The sequence below is a fragment of the Novosphingobium beihaiense genome (assembly GCF_022832375.1).
Classification (GTDB): domain Bacteria; phylum Pseudomonadota; class Alphaproteobacteria; order Sphingomonadales; family Sphingomonadaceae; genus Novosphingobium; species Novosphingobium beihaiensis.
Window position 1 is genome coordinate 1 of the sequence record NZ_JALHLG010000040.1, and the last position, 19,832, is coordinate 19,832.

The following is a 19,832-nucleotide window of genomic DNA, read 5'->3' on the forward strand; positions in this document are numbered from 1 at the left end:
GCGCGCGCGGGCAGTTGCATTCGGGCGGGGCGGACAGCGTGGGCGAGGCGGCGGCGTCGCAAGCGGTTGCCGCCTTGCGCGGGCAGCGCGCGCAACTGGTCGTCAAGGAGCGCGATCTTTCGCAGCGCTATTTCGACAACAATCCCGATCTGGTGACGGTGCGCCGCCAGATCGCCGATATCGACCGGCAGATCGCGGGCGAAGTGAACCGTTCGGTCCGCGCGCTGGAAACCCGCGCGCAGGCGTCCGCCCAGCGGCTCTCCTCGCTGCTGGCCAGCCGCAGCGGCACGCGCGCCCAGCTCAGCACGGATAACAGCGCGCTGGTGGCGCTGGCCGATCTGGAAAAACGCGCGGATGCGGCGCAGACGCTCTATCAGTCCTACCTCGAACGCTACAACGAAGTGGTCGCGGGCAGCGGGGCGGAGCAGCCTGCCGCCCGGCTGATTTCGCCTGCCGGAGTGCCGGTGCTGCCGGTCTCGCCGAACCTGCCGCTTAATCTGGCGCTGGGGGCTGCGGCCGGGCTGCTGCTCGGCGGGTTTCTGGCGATCGCCTCCGAGCTGTCCTATCACGGCCTCACCACGCTGGAGGATGCCGAAAGCCGCCTGGGTATTCGCGGGCTGGGCTTCGTGCCTGCCTATCGCACGGTACAGCCGCATGGCGCTTCGCCGCTCGATACCGTTCGCGACTACCCGGACGGCGCCTTTGCCGAGGCGCTGCGCAACGTGATCGTTTCCATCCGGCATGCCGCTTCGGCGGGGGGCAAGGTCGTTGCGATCACGTCGGCCGTGCCCGGGGAAGGCAAGACCACGATCACGGCCTGCATGGGCCGGGCTCTGGCCATGGCGGGCGAACGTGTCGTCGCGGTCGATTGCGACGTGATCCGCGCGCACCTCAGCAGAGAGTTCGGTCTGGCCGCTGGCGAGCCCGGGCTGCACGAGGCGCTGCAATCCGAAACCGGGCTTGCCGTTCCTTACGAGGAGCCGGATTCGCCGCTGCGGCTGATCCCCATCACCCGGCCTTTCGCCAAAGGCAAACGGCTGACCGAGCGTGGCGGCCTGCACCGGGTGATCGCGCGGCTGCGGGAGGATTTCGATGTCATCCTGCTCGATTGCCCGCCGATCCTGCCGATCGCGGAATCGCGTGAGATCGTTGCGCTGGCGGATAGCGCGGTGCTCGTTGTGCCGTGGCGCAAGACGCTGGACCGGGTGGTGAAAGCGGCGATGCGCCAGTTGCCGCCGCGCACGATCCGGTCGCTGGGCGTGGTCCTCAATCAGGTCGACATGAAAAAGCAGGTGCGTTTCGGCGGGAACGATGCGGCCAGCTTCTACGAGAAATACCAGGGGTATTACACATGACGCAGCGCTCCTCGTTCCGCCCCGCCAAAGTGGCGCTGGTGCATTACTGGCTGATTGCCATGCGCGGCGGCGAGCGTGTGCTGGAAGGGCTGCTGGACCTGTTTCCCGATGCCGACGTGTTCACCCATGTCTACGATCCGGGCAAGGTTTCGGAGAAGATCCGGGCGGCCCATGTGCGTGAGACGTTCGTGGGCCGCCTGCCCGGTGCGCGCAAGCACTACCAGAAGTATCTGCCGCTGATGCCGATGGCGCTGGAGGAGCTGGACCTGCGCGCCTACGATCTGGTGATCAGCAGCGAATCCGGCCCGGCCAAGGGTGTGATCACCCGGCCCGATGCCTTGCACCTTTGCTACTGCCATTCGCCCATGCGCTACTTGTGGGACCATTATCCGGACTACAAGGCATCCGCCGGGGGGCTCAGCCGGATGGCGATGCCCGCGATGTTTCACCGGCTGCGGCAGTGGGATGTCAGTTCGGCCAGCCGGGTGGACGGGATCGTTGCCAACAGCAGCTTCATCGCCCGCCGTATCCGCAAGGTCTGGGGGCGCGAGGCGCGGGTCGTGCATCCGCCCGTGGCGGTGGACGAGTTCGCGCCGTCCGCCGCGATCACCAACCGCTATCTCTGGGTCAGCCAGATGACGCCTTACAAGCGCGCCGACGTGGCGCTGGAGGCGTTCAACCGGCTGGGCGTGCCTGCGCTGATGGTGGGCGACGGGGAAATGTTCAAGGCGATCAGCGCCCGCGCCGGGCCGAACGTGGAAGTGCGCAAACGGCTGACGTTCGATCAACTGAAAGCAGCCTATGCCACGTGCAAGGCGCTGGTTTTTACGCCGGAGGAGGACTTCGGGATCGTTCCGGTGGAAGCCAACGCCAGCGGCCGCCCGGTGATCGCCTATGGGCGCGGCGGCGTCACCGATTCGATTGTCGACGGGAAAACCGGCCTGTTTTTCGGCGAGCAGACGGCGGACGCGCTGTGCGAGGCGCTGACCCGTTTCGAAGGGTGGCTGCCGCAGTTCCGCCCGGGAGACGCGGTGGCGAATGCGGCGCGGTTTTCGCGCGAGGCTTTCGCCGCCGGGTTCCTCGAAGCGTTGGGCGCGTACCGGCCCGATCCGGCCCGGCAAGTGGCGTGATCGGGTGAGGGCGGCGTTTTTCTTCTCGAAGGGAGGGCACATGCAGTTTCGGGCCATGATTGCGGCGGGGGCTCTGGCGGGATGCGCGATGCTGGCGGGGTGCGCGGCCACCGCGACCCGCACGTTGCCGAGCGTCGACCGCGTCGAATACCGCCTTGCGCCGGGCGATACGCTTCAACTCGATGTCTTTCGCGAAGCCGGGTTTTCGGGCCAGTATGTCATCAACGATCAGGGCATGATCGCCTTGCCCGAAGCCGGAGACATCCCGGCGGCGGGCAAGACGCTGGCGCAGCTTCGCGGAGAGCTGGCGGCGCTGCTGCGGCGGGACTATGTCCGCAACGCGCGGATCAGTCTCGACGTGGTGCATTACCGCCCGATCTACATTCTGGGCGAAGTGCAGAAGCCGGGCGAATATGCCTATGCGGGCGGCATGTCGGTCTATGCGCTGGTCGCCAAGGCGGGCGGTTTTACCTATCGCGCGAATGATCATGTGGTCTGGATACGCCATGCCGGAGAGGCCTCGGAAACCGCCTACCAGCTGACAAGCGGGGCATCGGTGCTGCCGGGCGATACCGTCCGCATCGGCCCCCGGTATCTGTAGGGCGCGGGCGGTGCGGCACGATCCCCTTCCGCTTCCCGGCCACCTGGAACGCGCCGTGCTGTTCCACGATTTCAGCGAGGCGCTGGGCGGGGCCTCCTATCTGGTTCAGGTGCTGATCGCCCAGTTGCGTGCGCGCGGCATTCCGGTGACGTTCTTTGCAGGGGACGATGGCGCCAATTTCCACCGGCGCGATGTGGAGTTCATCCCCCTGCACGGAAAGCCGCTGCTGGCCCGCTCCGCGCCCGGCGCCCTGACGCTGGGGCTGTGCAATCCGCGCGGGTTTCTGGCCGTGCGCGACTGGATCCGGCGCAACGACACGCCGGGGACGGTCTATCATCTGCACGGCTGGTCCAAGATCCTTACTCCGTCCGTGTTCGGCGCCTTGCGCCCCGTGCAGGAGCGGCTGATCCTGCACGGGCACGACTATTTCAACTGCTGCCCCAACGGCGCTTTCTTCGATTACGCCAGCGAGCGCGATTGCACGCTGGAGCCGCTGTCCCGCGCGTGCCTGCGCAGCCAGTGCGACAAGTCTTCCTATGCGCAGAAGATCTGGCGGGCAGGGCGTGAGGGGCTGCGGCGCGGCCTTGCGGGCGGGGTCGCGCAGGCCAGCCGGATGCTGCTGATCCATCCCGGCCAGGCCGGGCCTTTCGCCGCCGGGCAATGGGCGCCGGAGCAGCTCTTCGCCGTGCGCAACCCGGTGGTTGCGCCTTGTGCGGAGCGGGTGCGGGCGGAACGGAACCGGGGCATCGTGTTCATCGGCCGCATCTCGGTGGAGAAGGGCGCCGATCTGGCTGCGCGGGCCGCCGCCATGGCGGGGGTGCCCATCACATTCGTGGGCGATGGCAGCGAGGTGGAGCGTATCCGCGCGCTGAACCCCGATGCGCTCTTCCTAGGGCGGCAGGACCGGGCGGGCGTGGCGCGAGCGCTGTCGCAGGCGCGGCTTGCCGTCATGCCCAGCCGCTGGGCGGAGCCTTTCGGGCTGGTCGCGCTGGAAGCGATCGGGTCTGGGGTTCCGGCTATCGTCAGCAACCGGGCCCTGGTGGCGGGGGAGATCGCAGAGGCCGGGTTCGGCGTATCCGCAGACACATCCGATATCGCCGCTTTCGCGCAAGTGATGGCGGATCTGCACGCGGATGACGCGCGCGTCGCGGCCATGTCTCTGGCCGGAAGCGCATCGTACCGCACGCTGTGCAACAGCGAGGAAAACTGGGCCGGAGAGATCGCCGCGCATTACCGCGCGGTCGTTTCGGCCTGCGCGCCGGCAGGGACCGGCAGACACGGGGAGGCGCTATGACACGGGAAAGCCTTATCGCAGGGACGAGAACGCGCGAGGTTTCGACGCTCGATGTGATGCGCCTGCTCGCGGCGCAGGCCGTCATGTTCTATCATCTGGTGTTCCTGTCCTGGGCGGAATCGCCGGATTCGCACGGGATCAGGGCCGTGGTGGGCGATCCGGCGGCCTTTCCTGGTGCCATCGGCTGGGCCAGCACCGGCTGGATCGGCGTGCAGATATTCTTCGTGATATCGGGCTTCGTCATCCTGATGTCGGCGGAGAACAAGTCCGCCTCCGCGTTCCTGATCGGGCGGGTGACGCGCATTGCGCCTGGGCTGTGGTTTTTCACGCTCCTGTCCGCCGCGATCGTGCTGGCGCGCGGCGTGCTGGCGCCGGGCGAACTGTCCGTGCGGGTGCTGCGCTCGATGGTGCTGTTTCCGGCCGGGCCCTGGGTGGACGGGGCGGTCTGGACGCTGGTGGCGGAAGCCCTGTTCTACGCGGCGGTGCTGGTGCTGATCCGGATGGACATGATACGGCGCATCACGCCAGTTCTGGTGGCGGTGAGCGCGTTCAACGTGCTGTTCTGGGGCGCGGTGCTGGCCGGTGAGGCCGGGGCGCTGGGCCACGCGGGGCACGGGCTTGCGCAGGCCGCATCATCCTACAAGCTGCGCGTCACGCTGGTTTCGACGAATTGCTATTTCGCCGCCGGGGCATCGCTCTACCAGCTGTTCATGCGCCGCAATCCGCAGGTGCACGCGGCGCTGTTCGCGGTGAACTTTCTGGCGGGCCTGATCGCTACATTCTACGCGGCCCGGTCCAGCCTGGGCGTTTCCGGGTTCGGGCAGACGCCTTTTGCCGCCGTTGGCCTGTGGGGCGCGGCGACGCTGGTGATGAGTGCCTGTGTTTTGCGGCGGGTGGGCGCGGGGGGCCGGTTTGCGCGGTTTGCCACGGTTGCGGGGCTGCTGACGTATCCGCTCTATCTGATCAACCAGATCACCGGCGGTTTCCTGCTGGGCGTGGCCTATCGCAGCGGGCTTTCGCCTGCGCCGGCGGTGATCGTGGCGGCCGCCTTGTGCACGCTGCTGGCGGGCCTGTTCGCGCTTGGTATCGAACGCCGCCTGCAAAAGGCGCTGGCCAGGTTCCTGAAACAGCAGTTCCAGCGCCGGGCACCGGCGCTGCAGGAGGCTTGAGCCATGGCGGCCTTACGGGAGAGCAAAGGCGTGGCGCGGATTTTCGTTCTCATCGCAACGGTGGGGCGCGCCGGTCTGGTGCGCTGCACGGTGGATATGCTGGCGGATCAGACCCGCCCGGCGGACGGCATCGTCGTCGCCAGCGTCACGCCGCAGGACGTGGCGGGCGTGGAACTGGCGCGCGGTTCGCCGGAGATCCTGTTTTCCGAAAAAGGATCGTGCCGCCAGCGCAACCATGCGCTCGCGGCGCTGGAGGGGCGGGCGGATGTGATCGTTTTTCTCGACGACGATTTCATTCCCGCGCCCGATTACCTCGCCCAGGTTGAGGCGCTGTTCGCAGCGGACCCGGATCTGGTGGGCATCACTGGCGATCTGCTGGCGGACGGGGTGCAGTGCGGGGGCTTTTCCATCGAGCAGGCACAACAGATCATCGCCAGCCGCCCGCACCGTTTCCCGCCAGAGATGACGGAGCGTCATGAACTCTACGGATGCAACATGGCGGTCCGCGCCGCCGCCGCCCATGGCCTGCGTTTTGACGAGAACCTGCCGCTCTATGGCTGGCAGGAGGATGTCGATTACACCAACCGGCTCGGGCGCCGGGGGCGGATGATCGCTTCGCCGCGCGTTACCGGGGTGCATCTCGGCTTCAGCGGGGGGCGCACATCGGGGCGCCGGTTCGGCTATTCGCAAGTGGCGAACATCGTCTATCTGAAGCGCAAGGGCACGATGCGGCCCGATTTCGCCAACCGGCTGGTGACGAAGAACCTGTTCGTCAATGTGCTGCGCAGCGTGAGGCCCGAACCGGCGATCGACCGGCGCGGGCGGCTGGCGGGCAATATGCTGGCCGTGATCGACTGCCTGCGCGGCCGCGTCGATCCGCGCCGGATTCTGGACATGTGATGGGGTAGCGATGGTGGATGCTTTTCTTGTCTTCGCGGCGATCTATCTGGGCGGCTGGCTGACCGCCGCATGGTGGTTTTCCGGCATTCAGGGGCCGGTGCCCGTGCCGGGGCGCTGGCGCCGCGATCTGCGTGACGGGTTTTTCTGGCCGGTCTGGCTCTTGCTGTTCGGGCTGTTCTGGCTGATCGGCCTGCGGCGCCAGGCGTTCGAGAAGGAATTGTCCGGAGAGTGAGGGGGGCAGCTTCGGATGACGAGTTGCCGTTGCCAATCCTCCCTGTCGCGCAGCGACGGGGAGGGGGACCGCCCGCGAAGCGGGTGGTGGAGGGGGAGAAAACCCTTCCGTCACGCACTTCGTGCGCGACACCTCCCCATCCCCTTCGGGAACAGGGAGGATTGCCGCCACCCCGCACGGGCCCTGCTATGCCGGAAGCAGATAGCCGGACGCCGGCGCTGTCCGTTCCGTCTCGCGGTGCTGGGCGATGGCGACGGCGGTGACAATGCCGAAGCCGAAGGCTGCCATGCCGCCGAAGTCCGCATCGCCCACCATCAGCGACACCACGAAAGGCGGAATGTAGGAAAAGCGGAAAGCGGAGAGGATGAACTGGGATTCCGCCGGGGCGCCGCGCACCCGGCGCAGCATGCATTGCAGCACAAAGGCATAGAACAGCACGCCGCCCGCCACGCCCGTGCTGCTGAACACGCCCACCACGCTGCTGGACGAACGCGTGCTGCCCAGGCCCACGCCAAAGCCGTGGGTGTGGATCAGGCTGGCGAGCGCGGTCGAGCGCCACATGCCGCGCTCGGTAAACGAACTCGACGATTGCTTTTCCAGCACCATGCGCTGCACCAGCGCATAGACGGGATCGAGGATTTGCGGTTGCAGGATGGTCATGACAGCCACGGCCGCTACGGCCAGCACCGTGACGGACATTTCACCGCCCAGCCCGCGCCGGTATACGGCCTCCTTGCCTTCCGGGGTGTTGATACGGGCCAGCCATTCCAGCCCGGCGACGCAGACGAACAGGGCCACGCCCACCAGCGTGCCCGAGGATGTCGACAGCCAGGCGCAGAGCGCCAGCAGGCCGATGGCAGCCGGCACCAGAATGTCGCGCAGCCTGTCGGAATCCATGGCCCGGCGGTAGAAATAGAGGGCGCTCAGGAAAGCCAGGCATTGCGCGCCGAAGGCGGAGGCTTCGGGCATCAGGCCGACCACGCGCTTTCCGCCGAGCACTTCGATATCGGTGAGCAGCGAATAGCTGGCCGTGCGGAACGGTTCCAGCAGGGGCGAGATCGGCAGGAACTGGCTGGCATAGTCGAGCAGCCCCGTCGCAATAGTCACGAACCCGCCCAGGCACATCGCGCGCAAGGCGTGCTGGCGCATCGCGGCGGGCTGCAGCATGCGGGCAAAGGCAAAGACGGAAAAGACCGAGATCGAGAGATACGCGAACTGCGATATGTTCTGCGTGCTGGGAAAGAGCGGGGAAGGGGCGCTCACGATGCCGCGCATCGGCACGATCATCACCGAACCGGCGAACAGGCGCGGCAGGAACAGCGTGCACAGCGCGGCGGTGAGCCAGAACAGCGTCAGCAGCATCAGCCGCCCCGGCAGTACGGCCAGCGACAGGAAGGCGGCGGGGCCGGTGCGGTCGAAGAACGTCCGGCCGATCAGCAGCAGCGAGACGATGGGCGTTGCGGTGAACGTCAGCCCTCCGGTCAGGGCCGTGGGGATCACGGCAAAGGCGCCCACCGGCATCGTGGCGAAGAACAGATAGAGCAGCACCGGCTTGCGGCTGAGCAGCCCCCACACGGCCAGCGCCCAGAACAGCACGATCGGGACGGCATTCATCGCACCGCTATCCGGTCAGGCATTATCCGGTCAGGCATTATCCCAGGCCGGGATGGACCGTCCGATCAGCGCCTCGAAAGCCGTCCGGCGCGGGGCAAGATAGTCTGTCAGCCAGGCCCGTGCGGGCCCTTCGTCCACTTCGGCCTTGTCGAACGTGCGCGTCGATGCCTGCCGCAGGCGCGCGATCAGTCCCGCGGGAAGGTGCCTGCGTGCCATGGCCCAAAGGGCGGAATCCCGTATCTGCTCGACGCGTGCGAAGCGGGGCTGGCGGCTGGTCGGAGGAGAGCGGTGCCGGTCGGCAAGCTGGCCCTCGCCATATTCGAACGGATCGAGCCCCAGCCAGGCGATGCAACGGGCCATGACTTCGCGGCGGTGGGCGCGCAGTTCCTCGGCCACGATCACATGGATCTGCGATGGCGCGAAGTGATCGAGATAGGGTTGCAGTTGCAGGGCGTAATCGGAGGTGTCCCGGTAGAGCGGATTTTCGCGGACGGCCTCCGCCAGCGGCAGCGGTTCCTTGAACTCCTTGTAGCGCTGCCAATAGTGCCCGATGGCGCGCGTTACCGGTTCCCGCACGGTGTAGATGATCCGCGCGCCGGGGCAGGTCTTGGCGATACGGGCGGCCGCGTTGCCCCGGTGCGGCGCCTGGGAATAATAGACGCTGCCCTCACCGCGATACCGTGCGTTTTCTCCGCCGCGCCAGAGAGCGAGATAGGCCTGCCAGTCATGCGAACAGGGCGTTCGGGCCATGACCGGCCAGGCGGCACGCAGGGTTTCCTGATCGGTGAAATAGCAAGGTTCCTTCTCGGAACTCATGCAGATGCCGGGGTGGGCGTCCAGATAGGCATGCAGCGCGCTCGATCCCGCTTTGGATGCGCCGATGATGAAGAGATTGGGGGCGGTGCCGGGATCACCCGCCGTTTCGCAAACGGCGGGGATGTCTGCACGGTGACTTGCCGTGTGGGAATTCAAAACGCGCCTCCGCTATGGGGGAATGGCCTGCGCCGGAGCCTATCGGGAAGGGGCCGGGGGCGGAAAACGAGTATGTTCGGGAATGACCGGGGTTTCATGGAGGCGGCAGTGCGCGGTCGCCGCCGAGGCGCCCCGGAAGCCGGAATCCTGACCGGAGACAGTGCGCCAAAACGGATGAAAACTGCCTGTCTCCAGCCCGCTTTCCCATGACAAATGGGGCGCGGCCATGACCGCGCCCCATCGTTGCCGTTCCCGGGAATGACCGCGTTTCGTCAGACCACGAGAATGTCCGACGCGTCGAGCTTTTCGTCGTAGAAGGTGACGGTGGTGGCGCCCCAGGTCATCACCGTGTTGCCGGAATTGGTGTAGTCCAGCGTATAGGACAGGTCGTCGCCGAGGAGATGGACCTTGTCGATCCCGTGTTCGAAATCGAAGACCTTGTCGTTCCCGTCGTCTCCGTCGAACAGGAAGATATCGTGCCCGCCTTCGTTGTCGTTCCCGTCGGATGGGTTGTCACCGAACAGGACGTCGTCGTCGTCGCCGCCATTGATGATGTCGTCCCCGTCGCCGCCATAGAGACGGTCGTTCTGGCCGCCGCCGACGAGGGTGTCGTCACCGGCGCCGCCGTAGAGCTTGTCGTTTTCACCTTCGCCGTCGAGGAAGTCGTTCCCGTCTTCGCCGTAGAGGTGATCGCGGTTGGCGCCGCCATATACGGTGTCGTCGCCTTCGTAGGCGTGAACGGCATCGTTGCCGCCGCCGGAATCAATGACATCGCTGTCGGAAGAGCCGTTGACGATCGTGCCGGTCGGATCTGGGCCAATCACTGGCATTAGAGGTTCCTTTCAGTCTGCTGTGCCGTTTTGAAGGGCAGATTTCCAGTAATCCTCTCGAACACAAGGTGCCGGCCACCCTGTTCGTTTTATCGGCAAGAGCATTTCTGTTCGAGATACCGTTTTTATAGGGAGTGTTTTGAAGCTTTGGCAACATCACCAATGTTCAATATCAATTTTGTTCCATTTAATATCGTCTGTATTGGAGTAAATGTAGGTATTGTTATCTACATATGTTTTATTATTTAATCGATTGCGGATTTTGATTGAGATGTAAGGGCTTGGAAGGGGCGGGGTCCGGTCTGGTTCGAAATGGACTCGTCTTGTGGCGGCGCGGCACGGAGTGCGGGCTTTCAGGCCCAGAGAATACCTTCGTCCACCGTGCTCATGGTCAGGCTGGTGCCCAGATCCTCGATACCGTCGCCCTTGATCCGGACGGCATTGATCGTCTCGCCACCGGCGTGCATTTCCAGATAGGTGCTGCTGCCGTGCGGCACGAAGCTGAAAGCCGCGCTGCCGCTGGCGCCGGTGATCAGGATGCGGTCGCCTTCGGCCACGCTGAAATCGTAGATGATGTCCAGCGTGCCGAGGTCCGCGGCATCGATCACGAACGTATCCGCGCCGCCATCGCCATAGAGCCGGTCGCGTCCGGCACCGCCTTCGATCCAGTCGTTCCCGGCCCCGCCCTTGATAAGATCGGCCCCGGCAAGCCCGTAGAGTTCGTCGTCCCCCGCCTCGCCGAAGAGCGTGTCGTCTCCGGCGGCGCCATCCAGAGTGTCGTGCCCGGCGCCGCCGGACAGGCGGTCGCTGCCGCTGCCGCCATTGAGGACGTCATCGCCGTCATAGCCGGACATGCGGTCGTCTCCGCCGAGCCCCTCGATCAGGTCGGCCCCGGCGGTGCCCTTGATGGTATCGTCCGCGTCCGTGCCGGAGATCGCATTGTCCGGCGGGCCGCCTGAAGCCAGCAGTGCCAGCATCTCTTCGTGCGTGTAGACCGCATCGGAAAAGATGAACGTTTCGATATGCGATACGGTCGAAACCTCGCCCGTCCGGAGGGAAATCGCCACCTCGCCGCCTGTATTCACAGCCCCGGTGATGCTGCCGAAGCTGGCATTTACCACCAGGCTGTCGTTGCCCTCGCCGCCGTCCAGCGTGTCGTTTCCGAAGCTGAAATAGATCGTGTCATCGCCGCGCCCGCCGCTCAGCCGGTTGGACAGCACGGAACCGGTCAGCGCGTCGCCGCCATCGCCGCCGAAGGCGTTTTCGATCGTGCCCGGCGTGATCGAGAGCGTGACGCCCGCGATCATGCTGGGCGATGCCCCGGAAAGATCGATCACCGAACCGGATGTGACGGCGGCGGCATTGATGGTGTCGTTGCCGCCGTCCGTATCATCGAGCACGCTGCGCGCGGCAAGTGCTGCGGCGCTGTAGAGCGTGCCGAACTCGTCCGTGTAGATGTAAGTATCGTCGGCCATGCCGTCATCGCTGCCCAGCACCGTCAGGGTCGCATCCTGCAGGAGGCCGGTCATCGGTGAGCCGTCCTTTTCGGTGGCATCCGGTTTGCGGTTGTAGACGTCTATGGTCCAGATTCCGGCGGACTGCTCCCCCATCGAGGCGACCGAGGAAAAGGTGAAATCGCGCATTCTTCCGGCGCGTTCGTCATAAGGCAGGTCATAGGCGAGGCGCACCGCGGTGCCATCGGGCGACGTCAGGTAGATATCGAGATCGCCGGTGTTGACCCAGCGCAGGTCGAGCGAAAGCTGGACGTGCTCGATGGCAATCGCCTGGTCCAGTGTGATCTGGGCCGAGACATGGTCGGCTGAACCTGCCACCAGCTCGCCGTCGATCTGCACCGATTGGGTGATGCGGGCCAGATTGGCATACGTGTGCTGCCCGCTCCAGGTTTCCGCCAGCCGGACGGCGTCGTGCACGTTGAGGAAGCCATAGCCGAAGGTGTCGCTGAAATGCAGGCCGCCACCGTTGAAATTGGCGGCGCCGTTGGTGCGCCAGCCGTCCCCGAAACTGGCCGCGTCCGACAGCCCTTCGCGCCGGGCCGAATAGGCCAGGATCTGCTGGACATCGCGGTAGCCCAGCTCCGGGTTGGCCTGCAGCACAAGGCCCGCGGCGGCCGTGACGGCAGGGGCGGCGAAGGACGTGCCTGCATAGGCGGCAAAGCGGCCTTTCAGCGTGGTAGTGTACACGTCATAGCCAGCGGCGGAGATCAGAACATTGGCGCCCAGGCTGGTGCATGGCACCGGGTTGCCGTCCGGCATCACCGCGCCCACGGCAACGGTATAGGGCGAGTTCTGGAAATTGTGGTAGTTGGACGAGCCTTCGGAGTAAGCGTTGCCCGCTGCGAATACGACCGTGGTGCCAAGCCCGCCGCGCCCGTTGACTACCGGATATTCCAGCGCTTCCCCCAGTTCGGGATAGCGGTTGAAATCATCCGCGAGCGGGGCGGAAAAACTCCAGGAATTGTTCACTGCGTCAGTTTCGGCAGAGGCTTCCAGCGCAGCCAGAATCTGGCCGATCACTTCGCTGGATTCGTAGTCGATCGCAAGGCCCACCAGCGTGGCGCCCGAGGCTATACCGGCGATGCCGTAAGCGTTCCCGGCCTCTGCCGCGATGATCCCGGCAACGGCGGTGCCGTGGTAGTAGGGCACGTTATCGTCATCGATCGAGACATCGCCGGTGCCCAGCACGAAATTGTAGTCCAGCGCGGTATCGTAGGCCTGTTGCAGGTCCGTGTGGCGGAAGTCGATCTGGGAATCGATAACACCGATCTTCACGCCCGTGCCGGTGTAATCGGCCCAGACCGGAAAAGCGTCTATGCTCAGCGGGGAGAGCGCCGAGCCGTCAAGATACCACTGCTTTTTCTCGTAAGTATCGTTGTAGAAATAGATCCCCGGCAGCATCGTCCCGTCGACGGGAAGAGTGGTCTGGACATAGCACATCGCGCACCTCCATGTATCTGGCGCGCATTCCCGGACCGGAACCGGGCGGAGCCGGGAGGGAATTGCGGGCGGCCATACAGTGTTGAAGGGCGGTCATCGGCACCGGCCTTCATCGAAGATCCGGATGCGGTAACGGGTCGTGTCGCCACGCGGAGTGGCGCCGGGGGATATGGCGAAAGCCACGGTCTGGCCTTTGCGCAGGTTCAGCTTCAGATCGATGCCGCCCGGTGCGGTTCCGGCGCGGGACAGCATAGTGTGCCCGTTGCGGAGGAGCGACACCAGAATGCCGTCTGTGCTTTTGGGGGATACCTTGAAATCGGCCACGATGTGCAGCCGCGCGGTGCGCGCCGCGGTATGGCGCAGGACCACGGCGCTGTCCGGCCCGGTGACGGCGGGCAGTACGGTATCCGCCGTGAGCCGCAGGGCGCGCGTGCCGCTGCGTCCCAGATAGGGCGTCCAGGGAACGCTCGTCCGTTGCTGGCCGGGCATGACTTCGAACGGAACAGGGTGCCTGGCGATACTGGCGAAACGGTCGAACCCGTCACCCGGCGCGCGCAACTGCCCCGGAGCGGGATAGCCGAACTGATAGAAGCTGTCGGCCACCAGCGGGTTGCATCCTAGCCGGATCGCGTCCTGCGTCAGCGGCTTGCGCCCGATCAGCACTAGCGCCCGGTTTTCCCGCAAGCTCAGCCCGTGGGGGTCGAGCGGGGCGCCGGTGGCATCGAAGGCCGTGACGGTGGCGGGATCGATGCTGACGGCGCGCTGTGCGCCCCAGACGACGGCGATCCTGCGGCCGAACTTGTACACGAATGTGAACCGGTCCGGGCTGGCATCGCGTGCGCGCCGTCCCGCCAGCCGGTCCTGAACGAAGCGGAAAGCCTGGCCCGCGCCGGTCAGGGTGCCGTTGCGCCGGACCAGCGGCACCAGCCCGTCACCGCGTTCGTTGAGCGGATACCAGTCCATTTCGGCCGCGCCCAGTGCGGCAAGGGTGGCATAAGCGCGGACCAGATCGTCAGCGGCGCGGAGCGGATCCTGGCTGCCGAACTCGGTGATGTGCAGCGGCAGGCGCGCGGCAGGGCCATGGCTGCGCAGCAGGCCGATCTGCGCGGGCAACTGATCGATGGGCGTGGTGTAGGGATGGACCGCCAGCCCCTCTATCGCACCGGCGCCGGGCAGGTCGAGCAAGGGCCACAGGAAACCGGCGGGCAGCGAATGGGTGGAGCCGCCCAGCACCCGCACGTCCGGCCGCACCCGGCGCACGGCCTGCGCGGCGGCCCGCACCATGGCGAGGTGATAGGGCCCGCGTTTGGCAAGCCCAGCCGCTTTCACCGGCCCTGAGACAAAGTTGCCGCCATTGATTTCGTTGCCGATTTCCAGCGTGTCGATCTGCGGATAGCGCTGCACGGCGGCGGCGGCGAACCGGCCGAAAGCCGCCAGCGCCCGGGGCGAGTGCGGCGTCTCGCCGCCGTCGTAGAGCGGATTGCCCCAGTTGAGCGTCAGCGTGATCCGCACCTTGCTGTTGGCGAAATAGGCGGGCCAGGCGGTGGTTGGCCTGTCGAAGCTGTAGTGTCCGGCTGTTTTTTCGACGCTGGCCCAGCGGATGCTGTCGCGCAGGCGCGGCACCGGCAGACCAAGCGCGGCTTGCGCCGTCTGCGGGTTCCAGCCTTGCGAAAAGTTGGAGGAGGCCCCGAGCTGGATCGGTGGAGGCGGCGGTGCGTCTGCCGCGATCAGGCGCGATGCGGCTCCGGCCATCGCGCCCACGGCGGCATAGGCGGCGATCCAGCCCCAGCTCCAGCCTCCGATGCCGCGCTTCCCGGTCATGACGGCAGGAGCGCGCGGGCGATCTCGTCCTGCAGCATGGCGACGCCCGCGCGCGCTTCGGCCACGATCCGGTTGCGCTCCTCATCGGGGACGGGGCGGCGAATGGCTTCGCGCAGCCGCACCGCTGCTGCTTCGCCCGATGTGCGGACGGGGCGGCACAGCCAGTCCTCCCGGTCAACCGAACGGACGAAGGCATCCAGCTTCGGATCCCACGCCAGCGCCAGAAACGGCACGCCGCAGGCATAGGCGGCGATCACCGCATGCATGCGGAACGCGGCCAGCGCGTCCAGACTGGCGATCAGGCGAACCAGTTGCTCCGGCGTGCCGGGCGCGGCGAAGCTGACGGCGCTGCCCAGCGCGCGGAATGCCGGTTGCAGCCGCTGGGCGCAGGCGCGGTCTTCAGGAGAGCCGTTGGTGAAGACGATGACCCGGTTGCCCCGCGCGATCAGGGCGCGCGCCAGGCCGATGTACCATGCGTCCAGCGCCTGCGGGGAAGGCGCGTGCTCTGCGTGATAGCGCAAGGCGAGCTGGCTGGTCACATTGAGGCCGATCACCGGCGGGCCCTCTGTATCGTTCTGGCGGCGGCCCTGCACACGGTAACGCTGCGCGGCCAGCAGCCCGGGATCGCGCACCAGCGTGGCTTCGAGGCCAAAGGCGTTCCCGGCCAGATCGTTCCAGACCTGCCGTGAGCGCTCGTCCCTGACGAAGACGCGCCGGATCGCGCCGTGGCGCAGGGTCTTTTCCAGCAGCGCCCGCCCGCGCGGGCTCCAGTTTCCCGCGGCGCCGCAGCCATGGATGAAGACCGGCAGGCCGCGCCGCGCGGCTTCTTCCACGACGAGGGCGATCTTGGTGGGAAAGTTGAGATCGAGATCGGTGATCAGGTTGCCGCCGCCGATCACCACGCAGTCCGCACTGTCCAGCGCGCGCCGGTAGTGCGGCCGCCAGACCCGGCGGGACTGGACCGCCAGCGGCGCGCGCACCGCCAGCCGCCGCAGGGCCGGAGGGAAGGCATCGAGCAGGCGCATCGTTGCCGCGCGGTTCGCGGCCCCAGCTCCGAACTCCGTCCGCCCGGCAAGGTCCACCGAGCATGTGCCGGGCGCGGTTCCGCAGTCGATCAGCGCCTGTTCGAGGCATTCGCTGAGCAGCCCGTCGCCCAGGTTCGGGCTGTATTTGACATTGAACACGCGCACCCGGGCGCCGCTGCGCCGGGGCTGTTCGCGCGATCCCCACAGGGCGTCGGGAAAGGCATGCCACAGGACGCGGCCATCCGCCGCCGGGCTGGTTTCGCTGGAAGAGAGAGATTTCATCGCTGTCTCATGCTGTTGGCCCGCAAACGGCGGACAGGAGGCGGGCACTGTCCAGTTCTTCCGCCACGCGCCGGATCACGCTGCTGGACGTGGGCAGATATTCGAAACGGCCCTGGCGGCCCGCGAGCACGATCCCCGCCCGTTCGATCCGGCGCAGGATCTGTCCGGTCACGGCACCCGATCCCGGTGTGTAGAGGGGATAGGCATTCCCGGCATGGGCATGCCCTTCCAGCACCAGGCCATCCGCCAGACGCAGGCCTTCCATGTGGCGCTGGAAGTCTGCGAAAACGGCACCGGGGGCGGGGCTGGCGTCTTGCGGGATCATGGCTTCGACGGTGAGGAACTCGCGGCTTTCGTGCTCCTGGGGATATATGCGCGAATAGATCGTGGCCCGTTTCCACAGACCCTTGCCGTCAAAATTGTAGAGCACGTTGCCCAGTTGCGGGGAAAGCCGCGCCGCCGATACGAACAGGGCGGTCATGTCCAGCGACACCAGCCCGCTGCCGGTGGCGAACAGGGCCCTGTGCAGCGTGTCGAGGGGGATCGTGCTGACCACCGCTTCGGCGTGGAAAGTGCCTGCTGTCGTGCACAGGAGGAAAAAGCGGCCTTCGCGCCGCAGGGCAAACAGCTCTTCCCCGAACCGGAACTGGACGCCGCGCCCGGCCAGATGCGCGGTGATGCGCGCGAAAAGCGGCGCGAAGCCTTCTCTTGGCCGGACATGGAGCGGCGGGCGGATGCGGGCTCCCGCAGGCTGCCCGGCCGCGGCGCGCAGGGCCATGCGCGCCAGCGCGGCAGGCTGTGTGGCCCGCGCCACGTAAGCCATGCGGTGAAAGAAAAAGGATTCGTCCACGCTGCCGGGCGGTTCATGGTGAAACCGGGCGATATAGGCAGCCAGTCCCGTGCTCTCGAACAAGTGACGGCCCAGCCGCTGGCGGCAGATCGCATCCAGCGTGCCGTTCCGGCGCACCGTCAGCCGTGACCATGCCAGATCCGCCATCGCGTGCAGCAGATCCGGAACGCGCCGGGCCAGCAATTCGCGCGGATCGAAGGGATAGTGCCGGATCGCGCCGCCGGGCGTGATCCGGCGCTGGACCCGCGTGACGGCAGGGCACAAGTCCCGCAAGCCCGGCGCCAGATCGAACAGCGCGGCGCTGCGTTCGTAAAAGATCGATCCGGCATCGAAGGTATAGGGCCCGATATCACAGCCGCGGTGCTGGCCGCCGCCTTGCCTCTCGCGCTCGATCACCAGCACGCGCAGGCCGGCCTGGCTCAGCCTGCTGGCCGCGGCCAGCCCGGCGATCCCGCCCCCCAGGACAACGACAAGGCCGTTTGGCCGGGAAGGCGCCGGATCAAGCATGCCCGCTCCGGTGCCGGAAGGGCGGAACTTTCGCGCGGGCGCGGGGCAGGCGTGCAGTGTCTCGCAAGGTCTCACTCCGGGGCCCGGGATCGCTCTGGCCGGGCGGGCGTTGTCTGTCGGGCGAAGACGTAACCTGCGGAGGCGCAAGGCGGTTATCGCAACTGGACCCGTTTCGGATGCAACGCGGACCTGACGCCTTCGCGAAGACACGTGCCGCCCGGGCGGGAAGAAGGGGCGGCCTCTTGCCACAGTGCCTGCCGCCCGCCACAAGGAACGCCTATGCGCATTGCCATCATCGACGAAAGCGCCGCGCGCGCCTCCATCATTCAGGAGGGGATTGCCGCGCTCGATGATTGCGAGCTGTTCGTCATCACCGAAAGGCGCGGGCTGCTGGCGCGGATCGGGGAGATCGATCCCGATATCGTGCTGATGAACCTGGGCAACCCCTCGCGCGACGTGCTGGAGGAATACTTCGCCGTCAGCCGCGCGTTGCAGCGCCCGATCGCCATGTTCGTGGATGAATCCGATGACGAATCGATTGTCGCTTCGGTCGATGCGGGGGTTTCGTCCTATGTCGTGGACGGGCTCGCCGCCGGGCGTATCCGGCCGATCCTCGATCTGGCCGTTACCCGGTTCAATGCCTTCTCGCGGCTTCAGAACGATCTTGCCGAAGCGAAGGGCAAGCTGGCCGAGCGCGAGACGATCGACAAGGCCAAACGCATCCTGATGGACAGCCGCGGGCTGCCCGAACCGAAGGCCTATGCGGAGCTGCGCAAGGCGGCGATGAACCAGGGTAAGCGCATAGCCGATATTGCCGAGGCCATCGTGACGGCCCACAATCTTATGGGAAACGTTTGATGAAGCCCGAAAATCTGAGGGATTTTGCGACGTGAGCACCGAACTGACAATCGGCTTTCTGCCTCTGGTCGATGCCTGTCTGCCGATCCTCGCGCATGAGCATGGCTTTGCCGAGGAGGAAGGCGTCTCGCTGCGGCTCGTCAAGGACATGAGCTGGGCGACGGTGCTCGACCGGCTGCTCTATGGGCATAGCGATGCGGCGCATCTGGTGGCGCCGCTGGCGATTGCCGCCACGCTGGGGCGGGGGCGCCCGGCGCAGCCGCTGTCGGTACCGTTCGTGCTGGGGCTGAACGGCAATGCCATCACGCTTCGCCCGGAACTGGCGCGGCAGGTCCGGCCGGAGGGCGGGATGGGCACGCCTGCCGAAACCGGCGCCGCGCTCAAGGCGATTGCCGAAGAGCGCAGCAAGGCCGGGCGGCCGCTGACGTTCGGCGTGGTCCACCGCTATTCCAGCCACAATTACATGCTGCGTTACTGGCTGGCCGCCTGTGGCATCCGGCCCGATCATGACGTTGATATCTCGACGGTTCCGCCGCCGTTCTGCGCCGATGCGCTGAAGCAGGGCGAAGTGGACGGGATCTGCGTGGGCGAGCCGTGGAACAGCGTTGCGGTGGAGCAGGGCGCGGGTGAGATCGTGCTCTCCACGGCGCAGATCTGGCGGCGCGGGGTGGAAAAGGTGCTGGCCTTGCGCGAAAGCGTTCTGGCGGAAAAGCGTGACAGCGTGGAGCGGTTGATCCGGGCCCTGTGCAAGGCGGGTGCGCATTTCGTCGATCCGGCCAATTGGGACGCGAATGCCGTGATTCTGGCGCGGCCCGAATATCTTGACGGTTCCGCCGAACTGATCCGCCACGCCATTTCGGACCAGTTGCTGATCGCGCGTGATGGGCCGCTCGTCCACTATCCCGATTTCATGTTCCAGCACCGGGAGGCGGCGAACTTTCCCTGGGTCAGCCAGGCGGAATGGCTCTACACCCAGATGGTGCGCTGGGGCGGCACGCCTTTCGATGCGGAAGAGTGCCGCAAGGCCGCCGGTGTGTTCCGCCCGGACATTTACCGCAGTGCACTCCTGGGCACCGGTGCGCCGCTTCCGGGCGCCAGTTCGAAAGTGGAAGGCAGCCTTGCATCGGCCACCGTGGTGGGCACGCAACAGGGCTCCATGACGCTGGAAAAGAATACTTTCTTTGACGGAATGGTGTTCGATCCGAACGATATCGAAGGGTACATTTCGCGCCTGCCCTGACAGGCCTTTTGTGCTGCGCTGCGAAAAGGGGCTTTACGCGAGAGGCGCGAATCGCTTAAACAACACGCAACGCAAGCCGGTTGGCTCCCAAGGACGGGAGCGGATCAGGACCGGTCTGCGCTTTCAGCAATCAGTGGCAACGTGGCCGCCCGATGACATCCTGCCCGGATGTGTGTCGAGGCGGTTTTTTGCGTTTGC

Annotated in this window: 16 protein-coding genes; 9 read left to right on the forward strand and 7 right to left on the reverse strand. The window is 66.3% G+C overall.

The features are described 5' to 3' along the window. The 7 genes from MTR66_RS17485 to MTR66_RS17515 all read left to right on the forward strand — a co-directional run. On the forward strand, positions 1-1,355 hold a 1,355-nt coding region (locus MTR66_RS17485; RefSeq protein WP_243923398.1), incomplete at its 5' end, for an AAA family ATPase. After that, positions 1,352-2,485 (forward strand): glycosyltransferase, encoded by a 1,134-nt coding sequence (locus MTR66_RS17490; RefSeq protein ID WP_243923400.1) that lies wholly within the window; start codon positions 1,352-1,354, stop codon positions 2,483-2,485. The genes MTR66_RS17485 and MTR66_RS17490, both read left to right, overlap by 4 nt. Positions 2,486-2,525: 40 nt before the next feature. Continuing rightward, positions 2,526-3,086, forward strand: a complete 561-nt coding sequence (locus MTR66_RS17495; protein WP_243923402.1) for a polysaccharide biosynthesis/export family protein — start codon at positions 2,526-2,528, stop codon at positions 3,084-3,086. Positions 3,087-3,096: 10 nt separating this feature from the next. Further along, complete coding sequence (locus MTR66_RS17500) at positions 3,097-4,380, forward strand: glycosyltransferase family 4 protein (protein WP_243923404.1); 1,284 nt, start codon at positions 3,097-3,099, stop codon at positions 4,378-4,380. Further along, positions 4,377-5,549, forward strand: coding sequence for an acyltransferase family protein (locus MTR66_RS17505; RefSeq protein ID WP_243923406.1), 1,173 nt, complete (start codon positions 4,377-4,379; stop codon positions 5,547-5,549). Before MTR66_RS17500 ends, MTR66_RS17505 begins: the two co-directional genes overlap by 4 nt. 3 nt (positions 5,550-5,552) lie before the next feature. Continuing rightward, positions 5,553-6,449: a glycosyltransferase family 2 protein gene (locus MTR66_RS17510; protein WP_243923408.1), complete on the forward strand. Its 897-nt coding sequence runs from the start codon at positions 5,553-5,555 to the stop codon at positions 6,447-6,449. A gap of 10 nt (positions 6,450-6,459) precedes the next feature. Next, on the forward strand, positions 6,460-6,681 hold the full coding sequence (locus MTR66_RS17515) for a hypothetical protein (protein ID WP_243923410.1): 222 nt from the start codon (positions 6,460-6,462) through the stop codon (positions 6,679-6,681). Between the two features lie 186 nt (positions 6,682-6,867). Here MTR66_RS17515 and MTR66_RS17520 read toward each other — a convergent pair whose 3' ends face one another. From MTR66_RS17520 to MTR66_RS17550, 7 genes are all read right to left on the reverse strand, one after another. After that, positions 6,868-8,295, reverse strand: a complete 1,428-nt coding sequence (locus tag MTR66_RS17520) for a hypothetical protein (RefSeq protein WP_243923412.1) — start codon at positions 8,293-8,295, stop codon at positions 6,868-6,870. A 30-nt stretch (positions 8,296-8,325) separates the two neighbouring features. Continuing rightward, positions 8,326-9,267, reverse strand: a complete 942-nt coding sequence (locus MTR66_RS17525) for a sulfotransferase family protein (protein WP_243923414.1) — start codon at positions 9,265-9,267, stop codon at positions 8,326-8,328. Positions 9,268-9,539: 272 nt separating this feature from the next. Beyond that, complete coding sequence (locus MTR66_RS17530; RefSeq protein WP_243923415.1) at positions 9,540-10,097, reverse strand: calcium-binding protein; 558 nt, start codon at positions 10,095-10,097, stop codon at positions 9,540-9,542. 353 nt (positions 10,098-10,450) lie between these two features. Further along, a complete protein-coding gene (locus MTR66_RS17535) occupies positions 10,451-13,051 on the reverse strand; it encodes a S8 family serine peptidase (protein ID WP_243923417.1) in 2,601 nt (866 codons plus the stop codon). A 93-nt stretch (positions 13,052-13,144) separates the two neighbouring features. Then, positions 13,145-14,872 carry a hypothetical protein gene (locus tag MTR66_RS17540; RefSeq protein WP_243923419.1) on the reverse strand — a complete coding sequence of 576 codons (1,728 nt, stop codon included), beginning with the start codon at positions 14,870-14,872 and terminating at the stop codon, positions 13,145-13,147. After that, positions 14,869-16,179, reverse strand: coding sequence for a polysaccharide pyruvyl transferase family protein (locus MTR66_RS17545; protein ID WP_243923422.1), 1,311 nt, complete (start codon positions 16,177-16,179; stop codon positions 14,869-14,871). Before MTR66_RS17545 ends, MTR66_RS17540 begins: the two co-directional genes overlap by 4 nt. Positions 16,180-16,186: 7 nt before the next feature. Further along, positions 16,187-17,536, reverse strand: a complete 1,350-nt coding sequence (locus tag MTR66_RS17550) for an FAD-dependent oxidoreductase (RefSeq protein WP_243923424.1) — start codon at positions 17,534-17,536, stop codon at positions 16,187-16,189. A 279-nt stretch (positions 17,537-17,815) separates the two neighbouring features. Here MTR66_RS17550 and MTR66_RS17555 point away from each other — a divergent pair, with 279 nt between their 5' ends. After that, entirely contained in the window at positions 17,816-18,394 is a 579-nt protein-coding gene (locus MTR66_RS17555; RefSeq protein WP_243923426.1) for an ANTAR domain-containing response regulator, read from the forward strand. A 31-nt stretch (positions 18,395-18,425) separates the two neighbouring features. Next, positions 18,426-19,634 (forward strand): ABC transporter substrate-binding protein, encoded by a 1,209-nt coding sequence (locus tag MTR66_RS17560; protein ID WP_243923428.1) that lies wholly within the window; start codon positions 18,426-18,428, stop codon positions 19,632-19,634. Positions 19,635-19,832 lie beyond the last annotated feature (198 nt).